The sequence below is a fragment of the Sulfurospirillum sp. genome, from assembly GCF_036802865.1.
GTDB lineage: Bacteria > Campylobacterota > Campylobacteria > Campylobacterales > Sulfurospirillaceae > Sulfurospirillum.
The window spans coordinates 741,770-766,060 of sequence record NZ_DAIRVK010000001.1 but is presented as its reverse complement, the minus strand read 5'-3'; the positions used below and the strand labels follow the sequence as shown (position 1 = coordinate 766,060).

Sequence of the window (24,291 nt, the reverse complement as noted above, 5' to 3'; positions counted from 1 at the left end):
AAAAATTAAGCGTACTTGGTCATCATCTGTTTGAAAATATCGTAAAGTTCAGGGAAAGTCTCAAAACCTTCAATACCTAGAAAATGCCCTCCACGAGGGATTTCAAACAAAGCACTATCGAGTTTGACTCCCAGAGCTTTACTCACAGAAGATGGCACATACATATCGTTATCGGAGAAGATGACAGACTTTTGAAGGGCACTGCGCGCCAGTTTCTCATAGTCAAGGGAAACATCGACAAAAGCATCAAGATTGGGGAAAACTTCGAGGGGTTGATCGAAGGGAGAGACTAAGATGAGACCACCCAGAGTGAAGCTTTCTTGGAGGTCATTTAGATAGTGTAAAAGTGCTACACAGCCTAAACTATGCGCGATAATAAATGTTTCATTGTTCGGTGTACCAAGTTTGTCACGAAGTTTTTCAAGCCACGCTTCAACGTGAGGAGATTCTGGTGTTGGCATACGCAATACCTCTACGTTTATACCATGCACCGCATGAACTTTTTCAACAAACCACGGAAACCAATGTGAATTTGGTGAAGCATAATAGCCATGAATAATAATCACTTTTTTCATTCAAGCCTCTTGGTGTATCTTTACAAATATGATACCCCAAGAGTTTAAACGAATTGTTACTCAATCTTTTTTTCGTCCATTTTATTGCCACTCTCAACCATTGCATTAAGGCTTTTTTTCAACTTTTGCAACATACGGTTAACATGGATGAGATTTTCAGCAGACTGGATGGCAATGTCTTCGGTTGCATTGACATTTTTATCAAATGTTTTCTTTTCACTTTCATCAATGCCCATATCTTCGATAACATCTTCAACTTCAAGGGCAAGTTGTTGAAGTTGAGAAACGGCATTTTCTGCTTTTTTGAGCGCATCTTCGGAGTCTTTCATCGCAAGATTGACTTTTTGAACAAAAAGCGAAATGTGCGTTGATGCTTCTTTCAGCTCATCTTCGCTGTTGGCAGAGAGCGTTACATGTTGCGCTGAAAAGCTACTTATATCGCCGTGTGCTAGCTCTTTGGCTTTTTGCACAAAACCTTCTAAATGCTCGATGATCTCTTTGGTCATTACAAACGCATAAACCATAATGATAAAGCCCACCAACAGCGCGATGTATTGAAACTTAAGAAACATATCGTTTTTGGCTTCACTGTGGTCGGTGTAGAGCCAAACCGCTTCATCCATTGCATTGAGGAGCTGAACATTTTTTTCGTGCACAAACGCCATATGCTTGTTGATCTCACTCTCCACAGCGATGATATGATCTAAATAAAGCGTATACTCTTCCCAATAAGCATTGGTCTCTTTGACAATGGCATATACGTCAGGAGCATTTTTAACCGCTGTGTCATCTAAGAAACTCTTAATCGTTTTGTTGTAAAGCGCTTTTGCATCGGCATATACAAGTAGGTCTTGGGCATTGGCACTTCGTAAATATCGGCTCACATAAAGTCCCATTCTTTGTGAAAGCATCCGCTGGCGACCCGAGAGGTCAATGTGAACATTGCTAAGGTTGGCACTCACCATACGTTGCACAACTGAATCAGAAAGCACCAAAAGTTTTTCGATGCGAGGGGTGAGGACTTCCATATCAGGGCGCACATCTTCAACCCCTATTTTTAGGGCTTCTACTTCAGCACGAAACGGAAGCCAAAGTGCCATAACCTCTTCAAGTTTTGATTTTATGCGATCATTTTGAGGGGCGTAAATACCTTTGGCATCATTCCCATACAAGAGATCTTTGAGGCTGTTTTCAAAAAGATTGACAGCCGTATTTAACTCTCGAAAATCATTGGTATGGCGGTGAACAATAAAAAAGATCTCCTTGCTCATCTTTTGAGAAAGCATACGCTGTTTTCCAGCAATGTTGATGATGTAAGAGTCTTTTTTACTCATCTGATTCATCATCACGGTTAAAGAGATAATAAAAATAATAACAAAAGAGAGCAATCCTCCGGCAAGACGCATTTTTGCACTAATAGCGGTTGGTTTTATCATGGTGTCCTACTCATAAATATCTTTTAGCTCTTGAATATTTAAAATAACAATGTTATTTTTTTCGATCTCAATGGTTCCATTACGTGTTAACTTGTTTAAAATACGTGAAAGTGTCTCTGGCTGAATATGCAACATATAGGCAATTTCATGTTTTTTAAGTTTATTAAATGTGTCCAGCTCATTAACCAGCATATGCGCTACCTTCGCAGTTCCATCAAAGACAACATCTCGACTGATGATACACTGCATCTGCTGAATCATCGCAAAAGACTCTTGCAAAATCTTGGTCATCAAACGGTGATTGGAATAGATCATTTCACGAAATGGCTCACTTTGAATGGAAAGTATCGTGCTGTCTTCCAAAAATTCGGCATTTGCATAACAGCTGATAAAAAAACTATCTGTCAGCTTGGAAACATTAAAAATAAGTGAATTTGAATAGAGTTTGTAGAGGAAAATTTCATTATCGAAACGGTCAACCTTGTAAAACTTGACCGAACCTTGAATGATGTAATAAATCGAATCTTTGGTATCTTTTTCATAAAAAAGTACGTCACCTGCTTTATGGTGACGTACACTGCAAAACGAGGCAATTTTTTCGATGTCTTCACTTTGAAGCGTCCCAAACAATGGCAATGAAGAGACAATTTTCACTTGCTCGTTAGACATCAAATCTCTTTAGAATTTATTTACTAAATGAAGCGTTTTCGACAATGATCTTGTAAAAATAACCTGAACCAAAGTCCTTATCAACACTCACTACACCTGAAGCTGTTACGATATCACCAACTTTTGGAAGCTCTTTTGAGGTAAAGACGATGCGTCCTATTTCACTTCCCTCACCTGTGCCATCTTGAATGTGAACCCAGTTGCGCCCCATAATATTTGGACTGGCTTTAACAACTTTTCCTCGAATCGCAATCGTTTTATCTTTTAAACTAACACGTTTTTCCCATACTTCTTTAACACTCATCGTATCTTTTTGTTTGTATGGAGACTCTTTGACCTGCTCGTTAATGAGTTCTAAATTGCCTTTTTCAGGAACATTTGTACGATGTTGTAAATTGGAAGCAAAAACAATCTCATCAAATTTACGGTTCAGCGTTTTACTCTCAAAATCTTTAATTCTCATCTCTTCAGTGAAACGAACCTCAGTCCCTTTTTCAACCTTTATACCTTCAACAGCAACCCAATACTTTTTCTTGGTATCATCAATTTGCAGGTAAGTATAACCGCCACCGTTAAGAGTATCAACAACCGTTCCCTCAAAAACATCGCCTGCATTAAGATTGCCGATGAGCGCTAAAGAGAGTGCTAGTAATTTTATTTTATTCATTTGGTTCCTTCAAGTGTTTATTTTTTATTTTTAAAACGCTTTTAGAGCAAAACTTTAAAAGCTACGTTAGCCACTAGGGCACTAAAGCTTGATGCTTACACATCAGAAGACTTCATTAAAAGTCTATTTTTATACGATATTATAATCAGTAATGCTACCACAAAATTACAAATATAAACCCATAAAGGGATTGGTACAGGATCCCCTGTAGCGTAAGAGTGCATCCCTGCAAGGTAGAAATTTACCCCAAAATAGGTCATCAAAATAGAGGCAAACCCTAAAAGTGAGAGTACCGCAAAAAGATAGTGCGAATAAAGCCGTGGCACAAGTCGCACATGTAAAATGATGGTGTAAACTAAAATAGAGATGTACGCCCACGTCTCTTTAGGATCCCAACCCCAGTAACGTCCCCACGACTCATTCGCCCAAACGCCCCCTAAAAAGTTACCAATCACCAAGAGGCTAAGCCCTAAAATAAGGGTAATCTCATTGATAGCGGTAAGGTGTTTAATGGTCGCAATCGTTTGGTGAGAGCTTTTACATGCAAAAAGAATAAGCGTAAAAAATCCCAGCGCACAGCCAAGAGCTAAAAAGCCATAACTCGCTGTAATGATGGAGACATGCACAGAGAGCCAAAAAGACTTTAACACCGGTACAAGGTTGGTAATTTCAGGGTCAATATGCCCTAAATGGGCTACAAACATAAAGATGCCCGACATCATCACAGACCCTGAGAGCGCAAAAAGGGAACGACGTAAAAAAAGCATACAAAAGAGCAAACACGACCAAGCAATGTAAACGATAGACTCATAGGTATCACTTAACGGGGCATGACCGCTGACATACCATCGAAGAGCCAAACCACAGGTGTGAATGACAAACAGTGTAGCTACGATGCCAAAAAGCACTTTATCGATTTTAGCTGGAAATTTTTGAGGAGCAAAAACACGCCCAAAAGCGACGACTAAAAGGACTAATCCTAAAAGAACATAGATCAATGTCAGACGCTCAAAAATCATCAGCTTATTAAAGAGTATTTCCATTTTAATGTGCGTATATGATGGCATTATATCAGCGCCATATTTGGTTTGAAACTCTGAAAATGTACCAACATACGAGAGTGCTTTGGCGTAATTGCGCTCAAAAAGCGCTCCAATAAAAGCAGTTGAACTCTCTTGCAGTTTTTCAGCTTCAACACCTTCTAATTGCGCAAACATCTGCTCAAATGCTACCCATGTATGGCTTGCATCATTAGCTTGTGGGAAGATTTTAAACAGCACGCCTTGATAGAGCATAAAAGCGATGCTTAAACGCTCATCGACTTTGATCAGGTCGTTCTCAAACGTACCACGCTGGCTTGGGCGCAGTGCCAATGCTTTTTGAAGCTCCGCGTCTAACTTATAACGATGTCCTTCAAAAAAGTCTTCAAAAGAGGCTAGTTTTTGATCTTTGGGTAAACCTATAAACGCTCTTAATTTGGGTGTTTTGGTCTGAATCATCGGAAGCTTTTTCCATACAGATGGATGAGAGAGCATCCCCAAAGCAACTTGCATAGCATCCATGTTGTAAAGACTATTTTTTCCACTGAGTTTGTACAGTACTTCTTGACTGAGTGTATCAAAAGGCTTCATTCGCCCCATACGTGACTGTACGACAAGCTTGCCAAAGGCATCACTTACCTCTTTACTCTTACTTTGGTGCTCATCCAAATAGTTTTGCACATACTCGCTGTGTGAGAAAAGTGGCACTTGCGCAAACAGTAAAAATGCCACAATGAGCGTGCTACTTTTCACCTGCGTAATTAATTTTCGAAAACGTGATTTTGGGTCGAGTAAGTTTAGGATAAGCCCTAAAAAAAGCAATGCATAACCCACATAGGTCACCTCAACGCCAGGGTCTTTGGTAACAGAGAGAATGGTTCCTTTTTCATCGGGATCATAAAAGGTTTGGAAAAACTTGTACCCTTTATAACTGAGTGTGTGGTTCATGTAGATATGTGCATCAAAGGTTGTATTGCCATCTTGTATGCGAACATCGCTATTGTACGCAGAAGGTGCGCGACTACCATAGTAGCGTTCTAACTCAAATTTGTTCAAATGCAGCGCAAAAGGAAGGGTGATTTCACTGTTTTTTTCGGTCGAGAAGATCACATTGGAGCTTGCACCTTCACGAATCTTCATAATGCCATCAACACCCAAATAACGCGTCAGTCCAGAGCCTATGAGAATAAGAATAAAGGCAGCATGAAAGACAAATTTGCCTCTATGTGAAATCATGGAAGATCGGTAGAGTACGATTGCAAGATTTAGCGCGCCAATGCTCAAAAGCATTTCGTACCAAATGGCGTTATACACATAATGACGCGCAAATGCTGTGCCAAAATCGTTTTCAAGGAATGTTGCGACCGCCGCACCTACCGCTAAAAAAAAGAGTAGAAGAAGCGTTGTTTTGTAAGAACCAAAAACTTTGAGCAACACGTTTGTCCTTGGGAAATAGAGTATAGTGTGACACACTAAAAGTGCCTATTGGAAGCTTTAGTATATCACAAGGGAAGAGAGATTTGAGTCTCTCTTCCTTTGTTTAGAAATTACTTCTTATTTTTATCGAAGTAAGAAGATTTACTGTCCACTGCTGGATCAAGAGCTACAGAATTTGGAGCAAGTCTGCCTTTAGCAGATGCCTCTTTTTTCCACTCTTTCTCTAGAGTCTCTTTAAATTTAAGTTTTTCAGCAATGAGAGCAGGCATATCGACTTTTGCGATTTTTTGTGCTTTCTCTTTTGTGTTAAACTCAGGAGCCATGAAGTCCATAACACCATGTTTTGCAAGTACGCTTACAAGTTTAAGACGTGCTTGTTGTGCTTGCTCATTCGCAGATGCTAAGAGTCTTAAGACCTCTTCTGGAGCATGGAAGAATGCACCATGTCCTGCAATAGCCATATCGCCTCTCCATTGTGCATGACGGATAAGTGTACGAATTTCTTTCAGTTCATCATCACTTGCACCCGCTTCCATTGCACGACCTGTCTCGATGTGCGCTTTAGCAATATTGTCAAACGCGATATCCATCAAGAAGTCTTTTCTCTCGACTTTTTGGTTTACGATATCTTTAAGTTTTTGTTCGCTCTCTCTATGGCAGTTCATACAACTTTTATCCATGTTTTTGAGAGGACTTCCAACTTGGTGGTCTGAATATTTTACGGAACCTTCTTGGGTATAAGGCATGTGACAATCAGCACATGAAACGCCTTTTTGTCCGTGAATTCCTGTTCTCCAAAGCTCCCAATCAGGGTGTTGTGCTTTGATCATAGGTGTTTTAGAAATACCATGTACCCAGTCAGAGAAGTTGATCTCGTCATAGTATTTTTCCATTGATTCAACACTAAGACCTTTAGCATACGGAAGTGTTACAACCATAGCTGTTTTATCAACGCCTTGTGCATCTTTCCACTCAGTTTTTTTGAAGTAGTACTCTACGTGACATTGTGCACAAACAAGTGAACGTTTCTCTTGGTGAGTTGACTCTTCAAATGTTTTTAGCCCTGCTGCTTGTAAACCACGATTTAAATGTGGAACACGAACACTTAACTGCGCTGTTTTATCATCGTGACATGTTGCACAACCGACTGAGTTAACCACTTGTGAGCCGTATTTTGCCCATTTGCCAGTGTAATACTCTAACTCACCATCTGCTTCGATCAAACGAGGAACATCAGGAGACTTACATGTCCAACATGCTGTTGGAAGAGGACCCGTTTTTGCATCGGTTGGAGCACCCGTACGAAGGGAGTTCACATTATCTTGTACCGCATAGTAGTGACCACGTGGTGCATTATAGTCTTTAGAAAATGGGTAACCTGCCCAAGCAACTGCAAGGTATGGTTTTTTAGCAAGCATATCTTCAAGATGATCACTCTCTTTTGTTTTTTTCCAAGAGTCAAACTGTCTTGGATAGTACTTTGCCCACTCTTCACTTTTTTCTTTACCTTCGATACCCGCCTCGCTTGGAGCTTTAGCAAGTTCGACTCTTTGTTTCTCTTTTTCCGTTACATTACCAGCCAATAATGCCATTGCTCCGATAGCAACCAATGAGCCAACAAGTAACAATTTGAACTTCATCATTATCTCTCCTTTTACTTAACTTCTTTGACACCTAAGTTATTAGGTGTTGTTGTAAGACCTCTAACTTTACCATGCGGTACGCCTTTATGACACTCCCAACAACGTCTGCCCGTTGCCACGCTTGGATCATCATAATTGTGATTTGCATCAGCATTTTTAACCATTTGTGATGTTACACTCGCATGACAAGAAATACAATTCTCCTGTACTCTTTTCGCTCCATCATCGCTGATCTTAATGGCATTTTTGTACGTATTGAAGGTAAAAGCAACACTATGGTTGTAACCATCTCGTGCTTTTGCAATGTACTTATTAACCATATTGTCACGTGGTAAGTGACAATCGATACAGCCAGCCCGTTCAGCATGTGAACTGTGTTGCCATGTCGCATATTGCGTATTCATGACGTGACAGTTTATACAGGCTTTAGGATCGCTGGAGAGATACGATAGCGCTTTAGATGCATGTACCATATAGGCAAAAAACCCAATGGCAACAACAAACACAAAAAGTGCTGCGTACTTTAGGAAATTACTATTTTTCACATTTCCTCCTTTGATATTCTGTGTTGCCTTAAAAAGAGGGCAACAACGCCTAACCAGACCCAAAATACACGATAAAGAACTCATCGTGCGCCAAAAGACTCACAACCTCCTAATTATTAATTTTAATTGAATGTAATAATCTAGTGAAAGCTATGGGGTATTGTATAAAGAAAGGCGAAAAAAAACCTTGACCTATGTCAAGCATGTATATGAAAAAATTATAGTATTTCTTCTAATTTTTCAGGAGAAAGTACCCGAATATTGTGTTTTTCGTCAAGCTCAATAAATCCAGAAGACTTAAACTTAGAGAGCGTTCGAGAAAGCGTTTCGGGAGTAAGGTTGAGAATGGAAGCTACTTGGGTATTTTTGAGCGTTTTGAACAGCTCTTCGTTTTCCAAGATAAATTTCGCCACTTTGGCATCAGCGGTTAAAATAACCTCCTTTTGAATCACATCAATGAGGATTTTATGCTTTGCAATGAGCGATTTTATAATCTCAAAAGAGATTTCGGGGTTTTTGAAAAAGTCCTTTTCAAGGGCTTTGTAGTCTATGCGTAACACTTCACTGTCACTCATAAACTCAGCCGTCGCAGGATAAGGAATATTTTCAAAATTGGCAAGTTCCGCCACCAAACCACCCGGATAAAACTGATGTAAAAAGATCTGCTGACCTTTGTGGTTGGTTTTGTAAACTTTGAGCGTGCCTTGAAGCAGTACATAAAGATAGATAGGAGCATCGCCTTCGTAGAATAAAATCTCCTTGGCGTGATACTTTTTGATGACAGAAATCTTCTTGAGTTTTTCGAGCTGTTCGTCGTTCAGTTTTGAAAAACATGAAACATTTCTAATTCTATCCATAATCTAGTCCTTGTAGTGTAGAACTGTAATGGTATCAAAAAATCTTTACATGTAAGGCGATAACCTTACATGTAATCTAAATCTTAATAAACATACCCAATCTGAAGTAGCAGTTTTGTAGCGTGATTGGTTTCACTCTCCACTTTTTCACCACCAATCACTCGAGCAATTTGAGCTTTCACAAAGAACTCTTTATAGCTCGCTTGATAGCCTAGTCCCATATCGGAGAGTTGTCTACCATCATTGCCACTGATTTTATTTTCCATCGTGGCATATCCTGTGTCTGCAAAGATACTGGCTTTATGGTTTATTCCCTCATAACTTGGAAGGGTATAGAAGAGTTCCGCTCCTAGAAGGTAACCATTTTCTGCGCTGTGTTCACTATCGGGGAACGCTCTGACACCATAGGCACCACCTAAGGAGAAGTCTTCTGAGCCATCTAAGTTTTTATGGCCCAATGCTTTTTGAAATTGCAGGTTTGTGGTAAGGGAGTAAAGAGGATTAAACTGAACTGATTTTTCAATACTTCCGCTTACCTTGGTATAGTCACCATTGGTCTTTGCACCTGCTTCATCTAAAGCAAGGAAACCGGCATCTTTAAATCTGAGATCACCATGGGTTAGATTGATGGTAGCGGTTGTTGTACTTGGTAAGTCAAAAAAGCTAGAACTACGGTTATAGTTGAGTCCTAGTATGGCTAGATCTGCTTCTTTTTTATTGATAGTACCAACGTTTCTCATTTCATCTTTCATCTGTTTATGATCGTACGCTAAAGAGACACTCAGGCTCTCTTCTCTCGTACGAATGAGGGGGTAAGAGAGTTTCGCTTCTAAGGTATTTGAGGTTCCAAGGGCATCTAGTGCTTCATACCCTTCCGCTAAAGAGTACGTCGTGCGTGAAGCGGAGAGTTCACCTCTTAAACCATTGTCCATCAAAGGAAAGCTATACGCTACTTTTCCATTTTTCAGATCACTCGTTGTTGACATAACGCCATTAAGGCTTAGTTTGTCACCATAGCCTAAGGGAGAGAGCGCACTGAGCCCTACATTGACTCTGTAACGTCCTGTAGATTTACTGCCGTAGTTATCGCTTAGTATATAGGCACTGTAAGGATTCGTCGCTTCCGTGGCAATATCAAAGTCGCTCGTTCCCTCTTGTGCGCCTGGTTTTATATCTGCTGCTGTGACTTTGACACCGGGGGTATCATTGATGATCAGCATGGCACGTTCAATGGTATTGGAAGAGACGACGTTATCGCCTTTAACATCATCGAGCATTCCTTGAACTCTTTCATTGCTGACAAGGGAGCTATTGTTCAGTTTAAACGCTCCATAGTTTCCCTCTATCACGGCTATCTCTAAAATGCCTTCACTCATAGCTTGTTTAGGAATATACGCCCTTGCAACAAAGTAACCTTGTTCTCTATACGCTTTCGTGATAAGGGAGGTGATCTTTTCAAGTTCACCTAGGGTATAGCTTTTACCAGCATAGGGATTTATCAAAGAGAGCAGTGTTTCATTGTTTACATGTAAAGCACCACTGAGTTTAAATCCTTTGATTTCAACACTTTTGCCACCCATATCGCTCATCACGGGTTTGAGTTCTTGCGTAGGGAGTGTTGGGATGACATTGTTCAGCCCCTTGTCAACTTCTTTAGGCATTTGGACTTGTTTTTCCATATCGCCACTGGTCGGAGGTGCTCCAAAAAGGAAAGATGCCGTTGCTAGCGATACTAGTATAATTTTTGTTCTCATTGGTTTCCCTTATCTTTGTGCCATAAAAAATTGTTGCTCTAAACCATCAGGTAAATGCACACCACCGTTAACCAATTGGATTTGTGAGTTTTGCCCTAGTGGGATTTTCAAGTCTCCAACATCTGCTCCTTGCATCATCGCTCTGGCTTCTGGTGTTCCTACAAGCTGACTTGCGACATCTGTACTTGGTATGGAAACCAGTTGTACCATTTGCCCGCCAACGCTAAATTGTTGGGGTGCTTGAACGGGTGGTGTTGGTGGTACAAAATTTGGAAGTACGGGTGGTGTTATGGCTGTACCATTAACAATCGCTGTTACATCTGGCGTTTGCGTTTGATTGGTTGGTGTTGGCGGTGTGACAGGCGGTGTTGATACAGCAGTGATATTTGCTGTCGTAGTAGCCGTATTGGCTGCTAGCAGATAATTACCCACAACTCCTCCATTTGTTCCATCACTGAGTGTGTAGCCTATAGCAGTGACGGTTTTACCATTACCCTCAGTAGCCGTGTCAAAACTAGCCGTACCGTGACCAAGGCTTAGGGTTTCAGTTCCAACCAACCCAGCTAAACTTCCCCAATTCGTCATCACAACACTGTTTGTTCCATCGTAGGTTTTATTATCAGCACTAAGACCTGTGATGGTGAGTGCTTTAGGGTTAATAGTGAGTTTCCCTGCGGTATTACCGCTACTGGCTTCATTATAACCATTGCGAATGATGTCAATGTGAAGATTGCTGTACGTTCCTGCATTGGTATAGCCTGTCACAACATTGCCACTGTTATCTAAAAACTTATAATCCGTACCCAATACCCATGTACTATGACTTGCACCAAAAAGTGAACTTGCATTCCACAAGTCACTTAAGGTGTAAGCGGCTCCTTTGTAGGTGTTGCTTTTATCTGAAAGGGTGTAATTCACTGTTTCAGGTAACATCGTCCAAACATGCGCTCCACCCATACTTAAAGTAGGGGTTTCACTTGTGCCTGTCACTATATCCCAACCTGCATCTTTAAAGGTGCTAAAAAGTTTAAGTTCAGCGGTTGTTTTACCCGTAACACCTGTTGAACTACCATTTCCTACACCATCGGTAGGTTGCCCACTGGTTTGTGTGTTCCAGAAGCTATTGGAGATAGTGCCATACGTTTTAGAGCCTACAAGTCCACCGATATTTATGCCAGTTCCAGTCACCGAACCTGAGGCATATGCGTTGGAAATGGATCCAGCCTCAATTAAGCCTACAAGTCCACCGACACTATTGCGTCCAGTCACAGAAACTGAAGCATATGCGTTGGAGATAGATCCACTGTAGTTATCTCCTACAAGTCCACCGACACTATCTTGCCCAATCACCGTTCCTGTTGTATAAGCATTAGAGATACTTCCAAGGTTATACCCCACAAGTCCACCGGTATAAATATTCCCGTGAATATCAATATTGGTCAGACCGATATTTTGAATAGTAGAACCACTACCAGCAACGCCAAAAAATCCTCTGAAACCACTACTTGGAAGATTGATGACTAAGCCATCGATGGTATGCCCTTGCCCATTAAAATGTCCTTTAAAATGCGTTGTATTATTTCCAATCGGTGTCCAACCCGTGTTGGTATTTGCCGTAGCACTGGCTAGGGCTGTATAACCTGCTGTTGCGCTATTTATGTCATTGGAAAGATTGAAGTAGTAGTTGGCATTTAAGATATTACTGTTATTGATGTTTTGTAACTGTGTCCAGTTGGTGATGGTGTAGGGATTGCCATTGATTCCCATTCCACCTTGAAAAAGCGTTTCGTAGTGTGTGACGATATCTTGGGTTCTTGTTACGCTTGTTAGATACGGTAGTCCTCCACCTGCTTCATAGCCCGCTACTGTAGCACCACGCGCAGCAGTAGGAAAAGACCAAATGGTTGTAAGCCAACCTGCATACGTCGATGATTTCATTATATCTTCGGTGGTTTTGCCCACAGCACCCACACCACCTGCTGAAGTTTGTTGGTTAGAGGTTTTGGTGTCCCAGTAGCTTTTAGTGACAGCGCCAGCGCCAGCAAACGAACCCACAAGTCCACCGGCAAAAGTTGTTCCCGTTACAAGCCCTGTGGCGTAGCTATTTGCGATCGATGATGAGCCGTTACATATGCCAACAAGTCCACCGACAGAAGTTGCTCCCTTTACACTTCCTGTGGCGTAACTATTTGTGATCGATGATGTTGTGTAAGCCGCTCCCAAAAGCCCACCGACTTCATTGCCACTACCTATTACATCCACCATAGCGTAACTACTTGTGATAGTGGATCCATCAATCCCTCCCACAAGCCCACCGACCGTAGTGCCTCCCGTTACACTGCCAGTAGCATAAGCATTGGTGATGGTGGTTCCTCCTAAGGCGTATCCCGCCAATCCACCGGTTCCATTCTGTCCTGTTATATTGGCATTAACAAGGCCAATATTGCGTATTGTAGCGCCATTTGTGAAACCAAATAATCCAACATAGTTCGTAGTTGGGAGGTTAATAAATAAATCTGCGATGGTATGCCCTAAGCCATCAAAGGTTCCTCTAAATTTATTTGCTAGAGTTCCAATCGGCACAAACCCTGCAACGCTGTTTGTGTAGCCTGCTGTTGTATTGTCTATGTTGTTTGAGAGGGTGAAGTATTTGTTCAAAAGCGTGGTGTCACTTGCATAGTTGATGTTTTGCAGTTGTGTCCAGTTGGTGATGGTGTAGGGATTGGCGCTTGTTCCAAAGCCATCCGCAAAAAGGGTTGTTTGAATAGGTCTATCGGCAACGGCGGTGACATTTTTAAGATAAGCCAATCCTCTACTATACCCCTCTACACCACTGCCATATGCCCATACAGTGGTATCCCACAATGCATTGGCGTATAGGGATGGATCTTCCATCTGGATGGTTGTTTTTCCTGTCACGCCTGCGCTATTTCCATAGCCAACACCTAGACCTCCATAGCTTGTTGTATTCCAAAAGCTCTTGGTGATGGTTCCTGCAGAGTTCTGACCCACCAAACCGCCGACCTTATTTGTTCCGCTCACAGTGCCTGTCGCATAAGCGTTGTCAATGCTTGCAGGGTAGGTAAGGCTTCCATCATATTGGATGGTTCCCACCAATCCGCCGACATTATTTGTTCCGCTCACAGTGCCTGTAGCATAAACATTGGTAATGGTTCCATCGTAGATGAATCCCACCAAGCCACCGACATTATTTGTTCCGCTCACATTGCCTTTGGCATACGCGTTAGTAATACTTCCTTGACGGTGATAGCCTACCAATCCGCCGACATTATCTGTTCCGCTCACATTGACTGTAGTATAGGCATTGGTGATGCTTCCATAGTTCTCTCCAACCAATCCACCGACGCCAATCACTCCAGTCACAGTGCCTGTAACATAGGCGTTGGTGGTGGTGGCTCCAAGATTATTGCCCACTAAGCCACCGACACAAAAACGACCTGTTATAGTCACATTGGTAAGTCCTATATTTTTTATCGTAGCACCTGTGTTTGCGTAACCAAACAACCCCACATAATCCGTCGTTGGGAGGTTGATGGTCAAACCATCAATCACATAGTTCTGACCGTCAAAGCTTCCGCTAAATCTATTGCTAGCAGCTCCAATAGGTACAAATCCTGCACTGCTGTTCCATGAAGCAGTGGCTGAAGCATTGATGTTGCCACCTAATTCATACTTTCCTTGCAATGCTTGATTCATCCATTGGAGTTGGTAGGCATTGTAGATGGAGACCAAACCACTGGTGCCAAAGATGACTTTAGTGGTTTTATTGAGAGCATTAAAGTAAACACCTCCATTGGTGGTGTTGGTGTTTTTGATGGTGGCATTGACGGTGATGGCATTATCTGCATTGAGTGTTAATTTTGAAGTACTTGCCCAGATAATATCTGAATTTACAGTAATGTCACCTGCATCACTTCCCGCACCTGTTGTGGTGATAGTTGCGTTACCCGAAGCTAATTGTCCTTCAAGTGTTGTGGCTAAAGCCGCATCAATAGTCACATTTACAGGATCAATCAACCACTCTTTGGCTTTGATGATGGTTCCATCCTTTACATGTAAAACATCTCCACTGGTTTCTATAAACCCGCCTTTGGCTTCAAGTGTGCCTGAAACATTGGTGGTTCCACCATGTGCATACAGTTCGACTTTACCCGTGATGTCATCGATGGAGTTGGCTTCGATGATGCCTGTGTTATTGACCACACCTTTTAAGAGTTCACCCACCGCATTGGTCGTAAGGTACACTTCGCCACCATCGGCGTAAATAGCACCTTTGTTTTCAACCAAAGCATCCAAAACACCTTTATCGACTTTAAGACTAACCAGTGAATTGCCATTGAGATTTAACGTGACTTCTTTGGCACCTACGAGTTCTACTTTTCCAAGGGTTGCTTTGATGAAGCCTTCGTTTTTGACCTCTTTACCAAAGAGTGCGGCATAGCCTTTATCGCTTATGTTTATCGTTCCTTGATTGATGATGGAAGCTTGGCTGTCACCTTTAAAGGCATAGTTTCCATTCATAAAGTCTGTATCGCTCAGATTCATCGTGGTTGCTACAAGTCCTGCGGTGTTGATACTGGCATTTTTGGAAAACAACACACCATTGGAGTTTAAGATAAACACTTGTCCATTGGCATTTAAGGCTCCATCAATGACACTTTTTTCATTACCAATGACTCTGTTTAGAGTCACGGATGAAGCATTGGGTTGTTTAAAGTTGACGGTTTCGGACTGTGCTATGGAGAAGTTTTGCCAATTAATGGCGGCTTTATTGGTGGTTTGGGTGATGTTGGTCACACTTCCATTTTGGGCGATGTTTGCACTTCCTGCTGTCACCACGCCACCGCTTGGTGCGGCTTGAAGCAGGCTCATGCTTGCTATCAAAGCAGATACAACAAGGGAGATTTTGCCGCCTTTGAGGATTCTAAATCGAGAACTATAATCTAAAGAGTGTTTCATCTCAAAATCCTTTTCATAATTATTACATGTAATATAACAAATTGGCGTTTGAAGAGCGTTTGATGAAACTTTAATATAGCTTAATTTTACAGATTATTTTGAATTATTTTAAAAGATCGTTACATGTAAAGGATAAAAGCGGTTGAAGAGCACTCCATCTAAACAGATAAGGGTACTTTTAAAGACATGGATGTGCCATTGTCATGCAGAAATGTAACCTCCGTTTTAAACCGACTCTTCACCAGTGTTTTGATGATATCCATTCCAATACCTGAACTTTGTGATTCTTCTTTAAACCCAATGCCATTATCCGCTACCACGATAGCGATGCACTCTTCCTCTTGAGTGATACTCACGGTTATTTTAGGCGAAGGTACACCCTCAAAGGCGTATTTGATAGAATTGCTAATGAATTCATTGATGATAATGCCAAGGGTTATGGAGTATTGAGCACTAAGATACAGCTCAGGAGAATGTACCTCTTTTTGAATATCTAAAACCGAACTGGAAAGAAGATTGTCTAAAAGAGCATTGAGGTAGTGTTTGATTTCCAATGTTTTGTGCGTTGTGTTTTGATGGAGCTTATCGTGGGCAAGAGAGATCGCTGAAATGGTGTTGTGAATGTCTTCAAGTGAGTGTGATGTGTCGTCTTGCAAAGAGTGTAAAGAGACGATACTTGAGATGACTTGAAGGTTGTTTTTAACTCGGTGGTCGAGTTCTTGAAACAAGAGCTCTTTTTCCCGCTCCATCTCTTTACGTGCTGTTGTATCCCTACTCACACCATGGTACCCAATAACATTTTTAGTGTTATCATAGACTGCTTTTGAAACCACTTCTCCCCAGATAAACGAGCCATCTTTGCATTTATGTTGCACTTCAAATATGGAGTACACATCATTGATGGCTTCTTCTTTTGTTTTCGCTTCTCTTTCTTTTATTCTCGCCATAGCGATGGCAATGCCCTCTTCTGTAAACATCTCAAACACATGACGCCCTATAAACTCTTCAGGTTTAAATCCCAATCTATCTTCAACAGAGGGGCTAAGATAGGTAAAACGAAAATGGCTATCTGTTTTCCAAATGACATCGGTAACATCTTCTGTGAGCTCACGATAAAGTTCTTCACTTTTTTTAAGTTTTTCTTCGGCATCTTTACGATGCCCAACTTCACGTCGTAATGTATAAACCCAATAGCCTATCAATAAAAAGATCACGGCAATAAAGAGGCTATATTTGATCAGTGTTTCCTTGCTTATTCCATGCTTTATATTAAACCAATAATTAAACATAACATCAAACTCTTCTTTGGTAATCGTAGCCATTGCTTTGGTTAAAATAGCCGCGAGAGGTTCATTATTTTTCGTAAGCCCAAACGCTTGGTGGCTTACATATTCTGTTTGTCCTGAAAAGCGTAATGTATCAAAATGGTTTTTCTTAATGACATAATCCACAAGATTGGCATCACCCACATAGGCATCTACTAGCCCATCTAAAACCATTTTTAAAGCTTCCTTTGTATTGGGTGCAGACATAAGAATGATATTGGGGTATTTATTTTTTATAAATTCCTCTACAAAATAACCCTTTTCAACGACGACTCTTTTTTTGTCTAGCTGTTTTAAAGTCCCTATAAAAGTGCCTTTTCCATTGTCAACAATGATGATAGGTGAATCATGATAGGGTTCACTAAAAGTTAGATAAGCTGAGCGTTCTGGCGTTTTGACAATGCTCGTTACCATATCTATCTCACCCTTTTTTGCAAGACCCAGTAACTCTACCCACGATTTATTTTTGACGATTTCAAAATGCAGACCCAGTATTTTTTCGAGTTCTTGCATATAATCTACAACGATGCCTATATGGTTACCGTCTTTATCTACCCACTCATAAGGGGCATAGTCAGAATCCATCCCAACGATGATACGAGGATGCGCACGTATCCATTCTTTTTCATCTTCACTAAGGTGTAGTTGTGCTGATTTTTCAGCGATGGATGTTGCGGCAAAGAGATGAACACTGAGAAAAAAAATAAACAATAGAGTTTTCATGCTATGTCATCCACTTTACATCCTAATCCACTCGAATACTCAAAAATCGTATAGTTTAATTTTTTTCTCAAACGAAAAATCAACCCTCTTCTCGTTGAACTACTCGCCTGTTCTTCTCCCCAAATATAGTACTCAATACTAGACATGGGAACAAACAAGCCTTTGCTGAGATAACACATATGAAAAAGGTCAGACTCTTGTTTCGATAAAACAATCTGTTCGTTTTTATAAAAAAGTGCTTGGGTCTCTTTGTTGTAGTAAAAATCAGGATTGATGTTTTTATGTTGAATCTTTGCAGAGACAAGTTTCAATGCGGCATTGAGATCAAGGTCTTTAAAAGGCTTGGTAATATAAGCAGCAGGGTTGGTACTTAATGCTTTTTCAATCATCGCATCATCACCATAAGAGGTAAGGTATATGACACTAAAATCACTCAGTATTTTTAAATGTTTAACGACATCTATACCTGATTCATTATTTTCAAGTTTGATATCACTGAGTACAATATCGGGTTTATTGGCGTTGAAAAGATTACAAGCATCTTCAAAATTACCCACATGACCTGTGACATCAAAGCCTTTTTTTTCTAAAATCTTCGTAAGATTCAGGGCTATAAGAGGCTCATCTTCGATTATCATCACTTTTAGCATGTAAACCTTTTTACACATATAGAATTTTATAAAAAATACAAATACAATTATATACATTTAGCGTGAAAGGTCTATTAAATCAATATCTACTATGGGTTCTTGCTTCCTAATAAAACTAAAAGAGTACAACTAACCTCCTTTTCAATCAAAATATCTTAAAATATTGTTCTATATTTTAGTTGCTTTACATGTAAGGATTTTTAAAATGAGTGAGAGTAAAGATTTTTTACGCACGAAAGTCGAAGAGGACTTAGCCTCTGGAAAATATAAAAATATCGTTACGAGATTTCCTCCTGAGCCAAATGGTTTTCCTCACATTGGACACGCTAAGTCTATCTGTATCAATTTTGGTATCGCTCGTGACTATGCGGGGCATTGTAACCTCAGAATGGATGATACTAACCCAACCACAGAAGACATGCGTTATGTTGAAGCGCTTAAAGATGCTGTCAAATGGCTTGGATTTGACTGGAAAGATAATGTCTATTTTGCGTCGGATTATTTTCCAAAGATTTACGACTATGCCGTTGCGCTTATTCAAATGGGCAAAGCCTATGTGGATAGCCTAAACGAAGAAGAGATCCGCGAATACCGTGGAACCATTAAAGAAGCAGGTCGTCGTAGCATTTTTGCAGAGCGCAGTATCGAAGAGAACTTAGACCTTTTAGAACGTATGAAAAACGGTGAATTTAAAGATGGCGAGCACGTTTTAAGAGCCAAGATCGATATGAGTGCCGCCAATATGAAAATGAGAGATCCCCTTTTATACCGCATTCGCCACGCACACCATTTTAGAACGGGCGACACATGGTGCATCTACCCGATGTACGACTTTGCGCACTGCTTGTCTGACTACATCGAAGGCGTAACACACTCTATCTGTACGTTGGAGTTTGAAAACAACCGCGACATTTACGACTGGGTTTTAGATGCACTAGAACTTACTCCTCCACGTCCGTACCAACACGAGTTTGCACGTTTAGGCATAAACTATACGGTCATGAGTAAACGAAAACTGCTAGAACTCGTCAATGGCAACTACGTGAACGGATGGGATGACCCTCGCCTTCCTACCATTGCTGGCTATAAACGAAGAGGTTATACACCTGAGTCCATTTTAAACTTTTGCGACCAAATAGGCATTGCCAAAGCAAACTCCATGGTCGATGTTGCACAGCTGGAGTTTTGTATCAGAGATGATTTAAATACAAAAGTTCCTCGTGTTATGTGTGTGCTTGATCCCATCAAAATTACCATCGAAAATTATGAGGGTGAAGAAGCCATTGATGCTTCGTACTACCCACATGATGTCCCAAAAGAGGGCTCACGCAAGCTTCCTTTCTCTCGTGAGATTTACATCGAGCGTGATGACTTTATGGAAAATCCTCCAGCAGACTATTTCCGTCTTAGCCCAGAGCAACCTGTACGCCTTAAACATGCCTACATTATCAGCGTCAAAGAGGTTGTCAAAGATGCTTCGGGCAAAATTTTAGAGCTCAAAGCAACCTACGCGCCTGATTCTAAAAGTGGTTCAGACACCAGTGGCATTAAGACAAAAAGTGCGATTCATTGGGTGAGTGCGAAACATGCAAAAAATGTAGAAGTACGCCTGTATGAGAGACTTTACAAAGTTGATGCACCAGAAAATGTGGAAGATCTCAACCCTGATTCTTTACATGTCATCAAAAATGCTTACATTGAGCCTTCCGTGATTAGCGAAAAACCCGATGTAAGATTTCAGTTTGAGAGACAAGGTTATTTTTACGCTGATCCTGTTGATTATACCGATGCATTGCCGGTCTTTAACAAAATCGTAGGGCTTAAAGACTCTTGGGCGAAAAAGACAGAATCAACCGAAAGTACAAAACCTCAAGCGCAAAAAATAGCCCATGTTGAGGGCGAAGTAGTCCCAATGAACGAAGCAGAACAAGCACTCTTTACGAGATATACAACAGAATTAAAGCTTAATGCAGAAATCGCCAATACCCTTGCGCGTGATGCTGAGCTTTCACGCTTTTACAACGAAGCGCTCAATTCATTCAAAAGCCCTATTACGCTTGCCAATATGATCGCCAATGAAGTCGCACGCGAATTAAAACAAACAAGTGAGCTCACATTCAGCGCAAAAGAGGTTGCTGAATTGGCGAAGATGATCGATGAAGGCGTTATTTCGAATAAAATCGCCAAACAAGTCTTTGAAGAGATGGCACAAACAGGAGAACAACCAAAAGTCATTGTTGAAGCCAAAGGGCTTGTTCAAATCAGTGATCCTGAGAAACTCAAACCGCTCATCGATGATGTCATCGCCAAAAATCCTGACAATGTTGCCAAATACAAAGCAGGCAATACCAACCTTTTTGGCTTTTTTGTAGGACAAGTGCTGAAAAGCAGCGGTGGTAAAGCGAATCCAAGCGTTGTCAACGACCTTGTAGCGGAGAAACTCAAGCATGTATAGAGTTTCCCTCTTTCCTACACGTGATCTGCACCTAAGCGACCTTAGCGTTGCTTTGATGAATTACATCTGTGCCAAACAAACGAATCAACAACTGATCGTACGCATTGAAGATGGCGATAAAGCCCATAATATCGACGGAAAAGACCAAGAGCTTTTAGAGATGTTAGCGCTTTTTGGCATTTCGTATGCTCATCTGTACTATCAAAGTGAAAATTTCAAATACCATCTCCAATTTGCCTCAACATTTTTGGACAAGAAAAAAGCTTTTATCTGCTTTTGTGCCTTCGATAAGGTATCTCCTTATGATGGCACATGCGAGAATCTAAGCAGTGACGAGATTTTAAACAACCCTAATCCCTTTGTGATTCGCATGAAAACGGAACCTATTAGTGATAGTTTTATCATTATGGCGCAGAATAAGTACCCGACTTATACCTTTGCGTGTGCATGTGACGACATGCTTCAAGGAGTCTCTACCATTCTCCAAGATGAAGCACATCTTCAGAACTGCCCTAAAGAAGAGCTTATCCGCAAATCCATAGGCTACGATCAAGCCATTCACTATACGCATCTACCGATGATACATGAAGGTGATAAAAGCGTTCAATGGCTTTTGGATCAAGGCTATATGCCTGAAGCAATTGTGAATTATCTTTTGCTTTTAAGCAGTCCAACACCAACGGAAATTTTCACGCTGGAAGAGGCTATTGCGTGGTTTGACATTGCCACTCTTTCCAAAACTCCTGTGCATTTTGACATGAATAAACTTGGTTTTATCAATCGTGAGCACATCAAACGTATACCCAATATGGAGCTTTCCAAACGCATTGGGTACGCCTGTGATAACATTGGGAAATTGGCTAAACTCTATACCGAAGAGGTCAGTACGACCCATGAAATCAAACAAAAAATAGACGCCATCTTTGCCAAAAAAGAGCCACTTGCAACCTTTGAGGCAGAGAGTAAACTGATTCAAGAGCTCATTTTAAATGCACCCTATTTTGAGACATTTGATGACTTTACCGCCTACTTGAGCGAAAAAAGTGGTCTTAAAGGTGAAGCACTTTTAAAACCACTTCGTTTTTGGCTCTGTGGGGCAGACTATGGTCTAGACCCTGCTTTTGTTTATCCACTTATTAAAAACTATCTAAAGGAGATTGTTAGATGATCGTTTTAGCAACACTGATTGAAGCTTTTGCCACTATTTTGCATACATTGATTAACATCTATATCTGGGTTATCATTATTGCAGCCCTCATTACTTTTGTGCGACCTGATCCGTACAATCCTATTGTACAGATTCTCTTTCGCCTCACCAATCCTGTTTATGCGTTTATTCGCAAACTGGTTCCCACATTGATTGGAGGAATCGATCTTGCGCCGTTGATTGTGATTTTAACATTACAATTTGTTGATCTATTTGCAGTTAAACTTCTTTTTGCACTCGCCAATGCTTTATAAACTTTTTTTAGGCCTTTTCCTCTGCCTTTGTGTTTGCATTGACCTGTTTGCTGATGAGCCTGTAAATTTTACTTTTTTTGACGATAAACCACGTAGTCTTGCGAAAGATTTTTATATCTACGAATACCTCCAACGTGATGAGACCACGCCCAAAGAAGCCAAAGCGCTCTTTGGGATGGTGCATACGATGAACATTCGCTTTTTTCACCTTTTTGCTAAAAAAATGGATAATCTGGAGTATAAGAAAATCTCTAAATGTATTGACCTTGATGTGGGCTCTTTGTTGAAAGAAGATGACGAGTGTTTAAACATTGGTATTAACATCGGTAAAATCACATCACTCTCAAAAAGCCAACTTAAGCTTATCAAGCCCCGTTTAAAACGTAACAATGAACTGGTAAACCTTATTACGCTCATGGAAAGCGAAAATGTTTATGAGACAGCACTCAATAGTGAAGCCAATACATTCTTGACTCTTTTTAATGGAAGCATTACCGCGTATAAAGCTGCGATTTTTAATCAACAAATTATCCCAAAAGAGCAGATAGATAGGCTCTCACACTCTGCAAAATTCAATCAATTTGCCTACAATGTTGCGCAAAATGATAAACTGGATAATGTACAAAAATCACTTTTAACCGTGACACCAGCAGCAGGTGTCAATGCTAAAGCACTCTTTTATCTAGGGCTAAATGCACTCAAATACGATGAAAAAGAACGCGCACTCTACTTTTTTGAACTTTCCAATGAACGAACAAGTAAAGGAGAAGAGAAAGACAAAGCCCTTTTTTGGCAGTATCTTGTGACAAAAAATAAGCACTATTTAGAGCGTATCGTACAAGACAGTGATATCAATATGTACTCACTTTATGCGTACGAAAAACTAGAACTTCCTTATAAAAACATTGTCTCACCTGTTTTAGAAGGAACACATCCTACATTTAATGTTAGCGATCCTTTTGCATGGCCAAAAATAATGAACAGAGTTTATAAAATGAGTGCTGAAGAAGTAGAAACTTTAGCCCAAAGCTTCAAATATGCCAACACATTGCCACATTACAGCTATTTGATGGAGCGTGTTACACACTACTCCAAAAATTACTACCCTATTCCTTATCCTGAAGAAATTGCAAACTATTCAGTCCATCGTCAAGCGTTAATGCTTGCCATTGCACGTCAAGAGAGCCGTTTTATCCCTTCCGTTGTCTCCACATCTTACGCCCTTGGCATGATGCAATTTATGCCATTTGTCGCACGAGATATCGCTAAAAAAGAGAAACTGGAAGAGTTTTCCATCTCAAATATGTTTGATCCACGTATCGCCTATCTTTTTGGAAACATTCACCTTAACTTCTTAGAAAAAAGCTTATACCATCCGCTTTTTGTAGCCTACGCTTACAATGGTGGTATGGGATTTACAAAAAAACATCTTCAAGCGGGAGCATTTTCGCAAGGCATGTATGAGCCGTTTTGGAGTATGGAAACGATGATTAACGAAGAGAGTCGCGAATACGGCAAAAAAGTACTCGCGAATTATGTTGTGTATCGCCATTTATTGGGCGATGAAACCTCAATTAGTAATCTTTTTGAAATTTTACTGACACCCTCTGTGACTGATCGTTTTCGAAACTAACTTCCATATTAATATCTTCTGTTTTAGGAGCTTGGACTAACACATAGTTGGTCCAAGCATTTACTGTAGATACAAGCTTTAAGACAGGTGCATCTTGCTTTAAAGATGTGACACTCAAATTTTCATCAGAACCATTAACCTGAAACCCCGAAAGTTCGGCTTTCTCATAGGCACCATTTCCTGTTGCCATATACGTTCCAACAATAAATTTTTCACTCTCTTGATCAACCAACTCGTGGTTAATCGGATTTAAATAGGTGATGATGACAAATGTTTTAGACGTCTCAGAGTTTTTAATCTCAATTTTTTTAGAATTTACCATTCCATAGTCCATCAATTTTTCATGTTGATCATCCGCTAATTTCGTGGCGCATCCATTCATCATTAACGCTACCAAAACCATCAAAGCATATCGCATCATTACTCCCACTCTTCAGCTCT

General features: G+C 40.6%; 17 protein-coding genes. 4 read left to right on the top strand and 13 right to left on the bottom strand.

Going from position 1 to position 24,291, the window contains the following annotated elements; all coding sequences use genetic code 11:
• Positions 1-5: 5 nt before the first annotated feature.
• The 12 genes from V7Q04_RS03795 to V7Q04_RS03740 all read right to left on the bottom strand — a co-directional run bounded on the left by V7Q04_RS03795 (position 6) and on the right by V7Q04_RS03740 (position 18,301).
• The gene (locus V7Q04_RS03795) at positions 6-575 is read right to left on the bottom strand and encodes an RBBP9/YdeN family alpha/beta hydrolase (RefSeq protein ID WP_333803573.1); all 570 of its coding nucleotides are present in this window, start codon (positions 573-575) and stop codon (positions 6-8) included.
• Between the two features lie 56 nt (positions 576-631).
• Entirely contained in the window at positions 632-2,011 is a 1,380-nt protein-coding gene (locus V7Q04_RS03790) for a type IV pili methyl-accepting chemotaxis transducer N-terminal domain-containing protein (protein WP_333803572.1), read from the bottom strand.
• A gap of 6 nt (positions 2,012-2,017) precedes the next feature.
• Positions 2,018-2,680 (bottom strand): Crp/Fnr family transcriptional regulator, encoded by a 663-nt coding sequence (locus tag V7Q04_RS03785; RefSeq protein WP_333803571.1) that lies wholly within the window; start codon positions 2,678-2,680, stop codon positions 2,018-2,020.
• 16 nt (positions 2,681-2,696) lie between these two features.
• Entirely contained in the window at positions 2,697-3,347 is a 651-nt protein-coding gene (locus tag V7Q04_RS03780; protein ID WP_333803570.1) for a hypothetical protein, read from the bottom strand.
• 95 nt (positions 3,348-3,442) lie between these two features.
• The gene (ccsA, locus tag V7Q04_RS03775) at positions 3,443-5,824 is read right to left on the bottom strand and encodes a cytochrome c biogenesis protein CcsA (RefSeq protein WP_333803569.1); all 2,382 of its coding nucleotides are present in this window, start codon (positions 5,822-5,824) and stop codon (positions 3,443-3,445) included.
• Positions 5,825-5,934: 110 nt separating this feature from the next.
• On the bottom strand, positions 5,935-7,467 hold the full coding sequence (gene nrfA / locus V7Q04_RS03770; RefSeq protein WP_333803568.1) for an ammonia-forming cytochrome c nitrite reductase: 1,533 nt from the start codon (positions 7,465-7,467) through the stop codon (positions 5,935-5,937).
• An 11-nt stretch (positions 7,468-7,478) separates the two neighbouring features.
• Positions 7,479-8,012, bottom strand: coding sequence for a cytochrome c nitrite reductase small subunit (nrfH, locus tag V7Q04_RS03765; protein WP_333803567.1), 534 nt, complete (start codon positions 8,010-8,012; stop codon positions 7,479-7,481).
• Between the two features lie 218 nt (positions 8,013-8,230).
• Entirely contained in the window at positions 8,231-8,869 is a 639-nt protein-coding gene (locus tag V7Q04_RS03760) for a Crp/Fnr family transcriptional regulator (RefSeq protein WP_333803566.1), read from the bottom strand.
• An 83-nt stretch (positions 8,870-8,952) separates the two neighbouring features.
• Positions 8,953-10,623 (bottom strand): ShlB/FhaC/HecB family hemolysin secretion/activation protein, encoded by a 1,671-nt coding sequence (locus tag V7Q04_RS03755; protein ID WP_333803565.1) that lies wholly within the window; start codon positions 10,621-10,623, stop codon positions 8,953-8,955.
• 9 nt (positions 10,624-10,632) lie between these two features.
• The gene (locus V7Q04_RS03750; protein ID WP_333803564.1) at positions 10,633-15,603 is read right to left on the bottom strand and encodes a beta strand repeat-containing protein; all 4,971 of its coding nucleotides are present in this window, start codon (positions 15,601-15,603) and stop codon (positions 10,633-10,635) included.
• A gap of 158 nt (positions 15,604-15,761) precedes the next feature.
• On the bottom strand, positions 15,762-17,651 hold the full coding sequence (locus V7Q04_RS03745; protein WP_333803563.1) for a transporter substrate-binding domain-containing protein: 1,890 nt from the start codon (positions 17,649-17,651) through the stop codon (positions 15,762-15,764).
• Entirely contained in the window at positions 17,648-18,301 is a 654-nt protein-coding gene (locus V7Q04_RS03740) for a response regulator (RefSeq protein ID WP_333803562.1), read from the bottom strand. Before V7Q04_RS03740 ends, V7Q04_RS03745 begins: the two co-directional genes overlap by 4 nt.
• A 205-nt stretch (positions 18,302-18,506) precedes the next feature.
• On the opposite strand from V7Q04_RS03740, the gene V7Q04_RS03735 reads away from it, so the two are divergent.
• The 4 genes from V7Q04_RS03735 to V7Q04_RS03720 are packed head-to-tail and all read left to right on the top strand — an operon-like array spanning position 18,507 to position 23,850.
• Complete coding sequence (locus V7Q04_RS03735; RefSeq protein ID WP_333803561.1) at positions 18,507-20,756, top strand: glutamine--tRNA ligase/YqeY domain fusion protein; 2,250 nt, start codon at positions 18,507-18,509, stop codon at positions 20,754-20,756.
• On the top strand, positions 20,749-21,924 hold the full coding sequence (locus V7Q04_RS03730; protein WP_333803560.1) for a glutamate--tRNA ligase family protein: 1,176 nt from the start codon (positions 20,749-20,751) through the stop codon (positions 21,922-21,924). Before V7Q04_RS03735 ends, V7Q04_RS03730 begins: the two co-directional genes overlap by 8 nt.
• Positions 21,921-22,217, top strand: a complete 297-nt coding sequence (locus V7Q04_RS03725; protein WP_084218441.1) for a YggT family protein — start codon at positions 21,921-21,923, stop codon at positions 22,215-22,217. Before V7Q04_RS03730 ends, V7Q04_RS03725 begins: the two co-directional genes overlap by 4 nt.
• Positions 22,207-23,850, top strand: coding sequence for a lytic transglycosylase domain-containing protein (locus V7Q04_RS03720; RefSeq protein ID WP_333803559.1), 1,644 nt, complete (start codon positions 22,207-22,209; stop codon positions 23,848-23,850). The genes V7Q04_RS03725 and V7Q04_RS03720 overlap by 11 nt, the downstream gene beginning before the upstream one ends.
• On the opposite strand, the gene V7Q04_RS03715 is transcribed toward V7Q04_RS03720, so the two are convergent.
• The gene (locus V7Q04_RS03715; RefSeq protein WP_333803558.1) at positions 23,792-24,271 is read right to left on the bottom strand and encodes a hypothetical protein; all 480 of its coding nucleotides are present in this window, start codon (positions 24,269-24,271) and stop codon (positions 23,792-23,794) included. The genes V7Q04_RS03720 and V7Q04_RS03715 overlap by 59 nt on opposite strands.
• Positions 24,272-24,291: the final 20 nt, after the last annotated feature.

Coding starts and splice junctions, on each gene's coding strand:
- V7Q04_RS03780 (WP_333803570.1), bottom strand. CDS start 3,347: ATGAATAAAATAAAATTACTAGCACTCTCTTTAGCGCTCATCGGCAAT.
- V7Q04_RS03785 (WP_333803571.1), bottom strand. CDS start 2,680: ATGTCTAACGAGCAAGTGAAAATTGTCTCTTCATTGCCATTGTTTGGG.
- V7Q04_RS03740 (WP_333803562.1), bottom strand. CDS start 18,301: ATGCTAAAAGTGATGATAATCGAAGATGAGCCTCTTATAGCCCTGAAT.
- nrfA (WP_333803568.1), bottom strand. CDS start 7,467: ATGATGAAGTTCAAATTGTTACTTGTTGGCTCATTGGTTGCTATCGGA.
- V7Q04_RS03735 (WP_333803561.1), top strand. CDS start 18,507: ATGAGTGAGAGTAAAGATTTTTTACGCACGAAAGTCGAAGAGGACTTA.
- V7Q04_RS03745 (WP_333803563.1), bottom strand. CDS start 17,651: ATGAAAACTCTATTGTTTATTTTTTTTCTCAGTGTTCATCTCTTTGCC.
- V7Q04_RS03790 (WP_333803572.1), bottom strand. CDS start 2,011: ATGATAAAACCAACCGCTATTAGTGCAAAAATGCGTCTTGCCGGAGGA.
- V7Q04_RS03750 (WP_333803564.1), bottom strand. CDS start 15,603: ATGAAACACTCTTTAGATTATAGTTCTCGATTTAGAATCCTCAAAGGC.
- V7Q04_RS03730 (WP_333803560.1), top strand. CDS start 20,749: ATGTATAGAGTTTCCCTCTTTCCTACACGTGATCTGCACCTAAGCGAC.
- V7Q04_RS03715 (WP_333803558.1), bottom strand. CDS start 24,271: ATGATGCGATATGCTTTGATGGTTTTGGTAGCGTTAATGATGAATGGA.
- V7Q04_RS03760 (WP_333803566.1), bottom strand. CDS start 8,869: ATGGATAGAATTAGAAATGTTTCATGTTTTTCAAAACTGAACGACGAA.
- V7Q04_RS03725 (WP_084218441.1), top strand. CDS start 21,921: ATGATCGTTTTAGCAACACTGATTGAAGCTTTTGCCACTATTTTGCAT.
- V7Q04_RS03755 (WP_333803565.1), bottom strand. CDS start 10,623: ATGAGAACAAAAATTATACTAGTATCGCTAGCAACGGCATCTTTCCTT.
- V7Q04_RS03795 (WP_333803573.1), bottom strand. CDS start 575: ATGAAAAAAGTGATTATTATTCATGGCTATTATGCTTCACCAAATTCA.
- V7Q04_RS03720 (WP_333803559.1), top strand. CDS start 22,207: ATGCTTTATAAACTTTTTTTAGGCCTTTTCCTCTGCCTTTGTGTTTGC.